Genomic DNA, 6000 nt, shown 5'->3' with positions numbered 1-6000 from the left:
TGTGGCGGTTTGGAGTCTCCCCCCGCAGGGCGACTCCGAAGGGCCAACCTTCATCTCCTGCACAGCACCGCATAAAGTCGCTCTACCTACATCAAGCTCCTCCTTGCGTTCGTGGCACACCTTGATCTTTAACCTGTCCGGCGTGGTCGGGATCCGTAGACTTCGTTTCTTCGTGGCTGGCTCCGTCGGCTTGGTCGTGGCCGCGGTATGGACGTCGTGGCGCGAGGCGGGCCGGGTGTTGCGACGGCCGGGTGGGCGCCCCGAACGCAACGGCAACGGCGCGCCGGCGACGGTCGCCAGGTGGTTCGCATGGTGGCACCTCCGGCCCGCCACGTTCTTGACCTGCTGTAACGCAGACGGTGATCGAACGGCACTGTTGATCACCTCGTCCACCCATCCGTCGTAGCGCAACCCGATCAGCATGATGTGGACTCCGGCGCCGGGTGGCCCGCTCTGAAATCCCTCGGTATTCAGCGTTGCTATCTACCGGTACCTAGCGTTACCGTGTACCGGTAGTCAGCGTCGCTGGGTAGCGAGGGGATGATGGCATGGGCAACCAGATGACAGAGATGCTGAAGGGCACTCTCGAGGGCATCGTCCTGGCGATTCTGGCCCGCAGATCCGCATACGGCTACGAGATCACCGCGTGGCTGCGCGACCGCGGATTCTCGGACATCGCGGAAGGCACCATCTACGCGCTGCTCGTCCGCGTCGAGCAGCGCGGGTTCGTGGACGTGGAGAAGGTTCCCTCCGAAAAAGGGCCCCCACGGAAGGTGTACTCGCTCAACGCGAAGGGGCGAGACCAACTCGCCGAGTTCTGGAGGACGTGGAGCGTCCTCGCGGAGCGCATCGAGCAACTCCACCACAACGACAACCAACACGACGAAGGAGCATGAGCATGGCCGCGAAGTGGATCGAGACGCTCGTCGGGTCCCTTGAGCAGAAGAGGCAGTACAAGCAGCACATGGCCCGAATCGAGGCCCTGCCGGAGCCCTATCGCAGCGCGGCCAAGGCTCTTCAGCGGTACTTCATGTACCACGGAGGGATCCTCGACGGCGACACGCTCGTCACGATGCTCGGCGACTTCGTCGACCTCTGGGAGCGTGCGGTCGCCGACGGAACGCCGGTCCGCGCAATCGTCGGCGACGACCCCGTCGAGTTCGCCGAGACGTTCGCGCAGGCGTACTCCGGCAAGCAGTGGATAGACAAGGAACGCGAGCGCCTCCGGAAGGCGATCGCCGCCGCCGCCAGCGACAACGGCGAGGAGAAGAGCGCATGACCACCAAGACGCGCGAACCCGCGATCAGGGTGCGGGCCATCACGAAGTCCTACAAGGACCTGCACGTGCTGCGGGGCGTCGACTTCGACGTGGCAGCCGGGAGCATCTTCGCCCTGCTCGGCTCGAACGGCGCCGGAAAGACCACGCTGGTGCGGATCCTGTCGACGTTGCTGAAGGCGAACACCGGCACCGCGACCGTCCACGGCTTCGACGTCTCCTCGGCCCCGGGCGACGTACGCAAGTCGATCAGCCTGACCGGCCAGTTCGCCGCAGTCGACGAAGTGCTCACCGGCAGGGAGAATCTGGTCCTGGTCGCGAAGCTCCGCCATCTGAAAAACCCGGATGCGATCGCCGACGACATGCTCGCCCGTTTCTCGCTCACTGATGCCGGGAACCGCCGGGCGGCGACGTACTCGGGCGGCATGCGCCGGCGGCTGGACATCGCGATGAGCCTTGTCGGCAACCCGCCGGTCGTATTCCTCGACGAGCCGACCACCGGCCTCGACCCGCAGGCCCGCACCGAGGTCTGGCAGACGGTGAAGCAGCTCGCCAAGGATGGCACGACCATCCTGCTGACCACCCAGTACCTCGACGAGGCCGAGCAGCTCGCCGATCGGATCGCGGTCCTGCACAAAGGCACGATCATCCAGAACGGCACCCTCGCCGAGCTGAAGCAGCTCCTCCCGTCCGCCAAGGTCGAGTACGTCGAGAAGCAGCCGACCCTCGAGGAGGTCTTCCTCGCCCTCGTTGGGGACACCAGTGACACCGCCGACGAGGCAGCCATGTCCGCAGGAGAGGAATCCCGATGACCGCCCACGTCCTCAGCGACACCGGAACCCTCACCGGCCGCTCCCTGCGTCACATCCTCCGCAGCCCGGACACCATCATCACCACAGCGGTCACCCCGGTCGCGCTGATGCTGCTCTTCGTGTACGTGCTAGGCGGAGCCATCAACACCGGATCCGACGAGTCGTACATCAACTACATGCTCCCGGGCATCCTGCTCATCACGATCGCATCCGGCATCGCCTACACGGCGTACCGCCTGTTCCTCGACATGCGGGGCGGCATCTTCGAGCGCTTCCAGTCGATGCCGATCCCACGACCCTCCGTGCTCTGGGCGCATGTCCTGACCTCGCTCGTCGCCAACCTGGCCTCGATCGTGATCGTCACAGGCGTCGCGCTGATCATGGGGTTCCGCACCGGCGCATCCGTAGCCGACTGGCTCGCCGTCGCCGGCATCCTGATCCTGTTCACCCTCGCCCTCACCTGGATCGCCGTGATAGCGGGCCTGTCCGCCAAAACCGTCGACGGCGCGAGCGCCTTCAGCTATCCGCTGATCTTTCTGCCCTTCATCAGCTCGGCGTTCGTCCCGACCGACTCGATGCCGGGCCCGGTCGCGTGGTTCGCCGAGAACCAGCCGGTAACGTCCATCGTGAACACTCTCCGCGCGCTGTTCGCGCAGCAACCCGTCGGCAACGACATCTGGATCGCCCTCGCCTGGTGCGCCGGCATCCTCGTGGCCGCCTACGCCGCCGCGACAGCGATCTACCGCAAGAAGATCAGCTAGCCGATCGCAAGAAGACAGCGCCGCATCCGCATGGATGCGGCGCTGTCCCCTGCGCAGGTCTGCCACCCTGCGCGCGGCACCAGGCTGAGCGGAATCCTCCCGCTCTGAACTACGAGGCGGCTCGGGCCGCTGGCCCACGTCGAGCGGCGACCGCCCTCGCTGTCAGGCCGGCAGGGCCGGGCCGTGCAGCCCCACCAGGCCGGGCACGGCGGCGCGGCCCAGCTCGCTGCCGGTGGCGGCGTCCTGCCAGCTCACCGCGGCGTGCTGGCCGACGTAGAGGCGGCTGCCGTCGGGGCTGAGCACGAGACCGGCGACTGGGTCGCGGACCGGCCACTCGGCACCGGCGGCGAGGCCGTCGAGCGCCACGGTCCGCACCTGCGAGCCGGCGCCGACGAACAACCGGTCGCGGTCGGCCGCCGCGTACGCGGGTCCGGTGGCGGCGGCGAGCTTGGCGGTGCCGCGTACGGTCAGCTCCTCGGTGGAGATCTCCGCGACGGTGCCGGAGGTGACGTCGACGACGAACAGCCGGCTGCCGTCCGGGGTGATCGCCATCGCGTGACCGTCGGCCGGGCCCTCCCCGAACGGGTGCGGCAGGTCGACGCAGTACGCCCAACGCTGGTCCAGGTGCAGGGTGTGCACGAAGGCGTGCACGTCGCTGCCCGGCCGCCCGCTGATCCGGTCCCGGGTGTGCTGGTGGTCCGGCTGGTGGGTGTAGAGCGTGTAGAGCACGGTACGGTTCGGCGCCAGCACCGCCTGGCGTCCGTCGCCGCGCATCTCCTCCTCCGCCCCCGTCGGGATCACCGCCTTGTCGCGGGTGACCAGCGGTTCGGGCTTGCCGGTGGCAAGGTCGACGACGCGGACCCGGTAGCGGTCCGGCGCGTTCGGCGGCAACCATTCGAGGACGAAGAGCCCGGCGAGGTCGTTGGTGAACGCCTCCGGGACGAAGTTGCCCGGCAGCCGCAGCTGCTGCCGGACGCCACCGGCGTCGGCGATCAGCACCGGGGTGACGTCCCGCCCAGCGGGGCGTTCCTTGGTGGCACTGACCTCCTCGGTGGTCAGCGCCACGGTCGTACCGTTGGTGGAGACGGTCTGCGGCAGCCAGCGGCCGGGCAGCTTGACCTGGTCGGAGATGCTGCCGGTGGCGGCGTCGATCCGCCAGAAGGCGGTGTCGGCACCGTCGGGCGCGCTCGCGTAGACCAGCCGCCCGTCGCTGCTGGCGACCGCGTGCGGGATGATCTGCCGGTCGGCGCCGCGCAGCACGCCGAGCCCGCCGTCGAGATCGACCAGCAGCGGGTCCGGCAGCTGGACGTTGGTGGCGGCCGTGCCGCGGACGGCGTCGCAGCCCACAAGCGCGACGGCGCCCGCACCGGCCAGCGCGGTCAGCAGGGTACGGCGGGAAACGGTGGCCTTCGGCATCATGACCGGGTGACACCGCTCGTCGAATCGAGGTTCCGCCGGTATGGAACCCCAGCCGCGCGGGTGGTGTCATGACAGTGATCCCCACCGGAGGTACCACTGGACGACGAGGAGTTCGTCACCCGCGCGCAGGCCGGTGACCAGGAGGCGTACGCGCTCCTGGTCGCCCGACACACCGCGTCCGCGTACCGGACGGCGGTGCTGCTCGGCGCGGGTTCGGATGCGGAGGACGTCATCCAGGAGGCGTTCGTGAAGGCGTACCGGAAGCTCTCCCGCTACCGCGGAGACTCATCCTTCCGCTCGTGGCTCCTGGCGATCGTGGCCAACGAAACCCGCAACCTGCACCGGTCGCGGGACCGCCGCCAGGGACTGGTGCTGCGGGCGGCAAGGGTGGACCCCGGCGCGGACATCGCCGAGGACGACGCGGTCGGCGGGGTCCTCGCCGGGGAGCGCCGGGCCGCGCTGGTACGGGCGCTGCGATCGCTCCCGGCCAAGGACCGCGAGGTGATCGTCTGCCGGTACTTCCTCGACCTGAGCGAGGACGAGACCGTGACGATGCTGGGCTGGCCCCGGGGCACGGTCAAGTCACGGACCTCCCGGGCCCTGGTGAAACTGCGCGGCCTGCTCGACGCCGAGGTGGTCAGCCGTCATGGATGACCTGGAGCGGGAGCTGCGCGAACTGTCCACCTGGCTGGAGACACCCGAACCACCCGACGTGACGGCCCAGGTCCGCGCCCGGCTCGCCGCCGAGCCCGGCACCGCTCCGGCACGCCCGCGCTGGTGGCGGCGCCGATGGCGGTACGCGGTCGCCACGGCACTGGCCGCGCTGCTGATCGCCCTGCTGCCACCCGGGCGGGCGGCGCTCGCCGACGCGGTAACCGGGCTGCTGCGCTTCGCCGGGATCACCATCAGCACGTCGTCCGCCCCTCCGCCGACCGGTACGCCGTCGCCGCTGCCCGCGCAGCGCCCAGCCGAGCTGGACGAGGCGCAGCGCGTGGTGCGGTTCCCGATCCGGATGCCGACAAAACTGGGCCCGCCCGAGCGGGTGCTGGTGGCCGACCCGGACGGCACCGGCAGCCACCGGGTGGCCACCCTGCTCTATAACGGGGGCGAGCTACGCCTCGACGCGTACGACGGTCGGATCGACGGGGTCTTCTTCAAGCAGGCCGGCGGGTCGGGCGCAGAGTGGACCCTGGTCGACGGCCAGCAGGCGGTGTGGGTAGGCGGCCCACACCCGGTGTCGTACGTGGACCGTTCCGGCACGGTCCGCGAGGAGAGCGCCCGCCTCGCCGCCGCGACCCTGATCTGGCAGGAGAACGGGGTGACCTACCGCCTCGAAGGCCAACTGACCATGGCCGAAGCAGTCGAGATCGCGTCCTCCCTGGAGTAGCGAGCGGCCGCCGAGCGCCCCGAGCGATCAGCATTCACCTATGCGGAAGCACGCCATTGGTCCCCGCCGGGATCACACCGCATACGCGGTGAGCAGGCCGCCGCCGTCCTGCTCACCGCCAAGAGCGAGGGGTCACCTCCGCGTACGCGAAGCAGCGCGAGGCCACCTGGGCCGCCCGTAGCCCCGGGGATCGCCCCCGTGTGCGCAGGGAGCAGGTGCAGGTCGTGGCGACGGCCCTGGCGCCCATCGGATCATCCCCGCATGCGCGGGGAGCAGACGGCCGGAAGCCAGTGCCGCCGGTACAGGTTGGGATCATCCCCGCGTGCGCGGGGAGCAGTGCCAGTA

The 6000-nt window shown here is 69.5% G+C and carries 7 protein-coding genes; 6 read left to right on the top strand and 1 reads right to left on the bottom strand.

Annotation, left to right across the window (positions count from 1 at the left end):
* Positions 1-548: 548 nt before the first annotated feature.
* Genes C1I95_RS12175 through C1I95_RS12160 form a run of 4 tightly spaced genes read left to right on the top strand, consistent with a single transcriptional unit; the run spans position 549 to position 2849 of the window.
* Positions 549-896: a PadR family transcriptional regulator gene (locus C1I95_RS12175; RefSeq protein WP_111213914.1), complete on the top strand. Its 348-nt coding sequence runs from the start codon at positions 549-551 to the stop codon at positions 894-896.
* 2 nt (positions 897-898) lie between these two features.
* Positions 899-1279 carry a DUF1048 domain-containing protein gene (locus tag C1I95_RS12170; RefSeq protein WP_111213917.1) on the top strand — a complete coding sequence of 127 codons (381 nt, stop codon included), beginning with the start codon at positions 899-901 and terminating at the stop codon, positions 1277-1279.
* A complete protein-coding gene (locus C1I95_RS12165) occupies positions 1276-2088 on the top strand; it encodes an ABC transporter ATP-binding protein (RefSeq protein WP_111213913.1) in 813 nt (270 codons plus the stop codon). Before C1I95_RS12170 ends, C1I95_RS12165 begins: the two co-directional genes overlap by 4 nt.
* On the top strand, positions 2085-2849 hold the full coding sequence (locus C1I95_RS12160; RefSeq protein WP_111213912.1) for an ABC transporter permease: 765 nt from the start codon (positions 2085-2087) through the stop codon (positions 2847-2849). Before C1I95_RS12165 ends, C1I95_RS12160 begins: the two co-directional genes overlap by 4 nt.
* Before the next feature lie 162 nt (positions 2850-3011).
* Here the strand turns inward: C1I95_RS12160 and C1I95_RS12155 are convergent, their stop codons facing one another.
* Complete coding sequence (locus C1I95_RS12155; RefSeq protein WP_111213916.1) at positions 3012-4265, bottom strand: YncE family protein; 1254 nt, start codon at positions 4263-4265, stop codon at positions 3012-3014.
* A 198-nt stretch (positions 4266-4463) separates the two neighbouring features.
* On the opposite strand from C1I95_RS12155, the gene C1I95_RS12150 reads away from it, so the two are divergent.
* The gene (locus tag C1I95_RS12150; RefSeq protein ID WP_233513623.1) at positions 4464-4922 is read left to right on the top strand and encodes an RNA polymerase sigma factor; all 459 of its coding nucleotides are present in this window, start codon (positions 4464-4466) and stop codon (positions 4920-4922) included.
* Positions 4915-5655 carry a hypothetical protein gene (locus tag C1I95_RS12145; protein WP_111213910.1) on the top strand — a complete coding sequence of 247 codons (741 nt, stop codon included), beginning with the start codon at positions 4915-4917 and terminating at the stop codon, positions 5653-5655. Before C1I95_RS12150 ends, C1I95_RS12145 begins: the two co-directional genes overlap by 8 nt.
* Positions 5656-6000: the final 345 nt, after the last annotated feature.

The sequence above is a fragment of the Micromonospora craterilacus genome (assembly GCF_003236315.1).
GTDB lineage: Bacteria > Actinomycetota > Actinomycetes > Mycobacteriales > Micromonosporaceae > Micromonospora > Micromonospora craterilacus.
Note: the sequence above shows the minus strand (reverse complement) of the source record. Positions and strands in the feature narration are given on the sequence as shown.

Coding starts and splice junctions, on each gene's coding strand:
- C1I95_RS12160 (WP_111213912.1), top strand. CDS start 2,085: ATGACCGCCCACGTCCTCAGCGACACCGGAACCCTCACCGGCCGCTCC.
- C1I95_RS12145 (WP_111213910.1), top strand. CDS start 4,915: ATGGATGACCTGGAGCGGGAGCTGCGCGAACTGTCCACCTGGCTGGAG.
- C1I95_RS12175 (WP_111213914.1), top strand. CDS start 549: ATGGGCAACCAGATGACAGAGATGCTGAAGGGCACTCTCGAGGGCATC.
- C1I95_RS12155 (WP_111213916.1), bottom strand. CDS start 4,265: ATGCCGAAGGCCACCGTTTCCCGCCGTACCCTGCTGACCGCGCTGGCC.
- C1I95_RS12170 (WP_111213917.1), top strand. CDS start 899: ATGGCCGCGAAGTGGATCGAGACGCTCGTCGGGTCCCTTGAGCAGAAG.
- C1I95_RS12165 (WP_111213913.1), top strand. CDS start 1,276: ATGACCACCAAGACGCGCGAACCCGCGATCAGGGTGCGGGCCATCACG.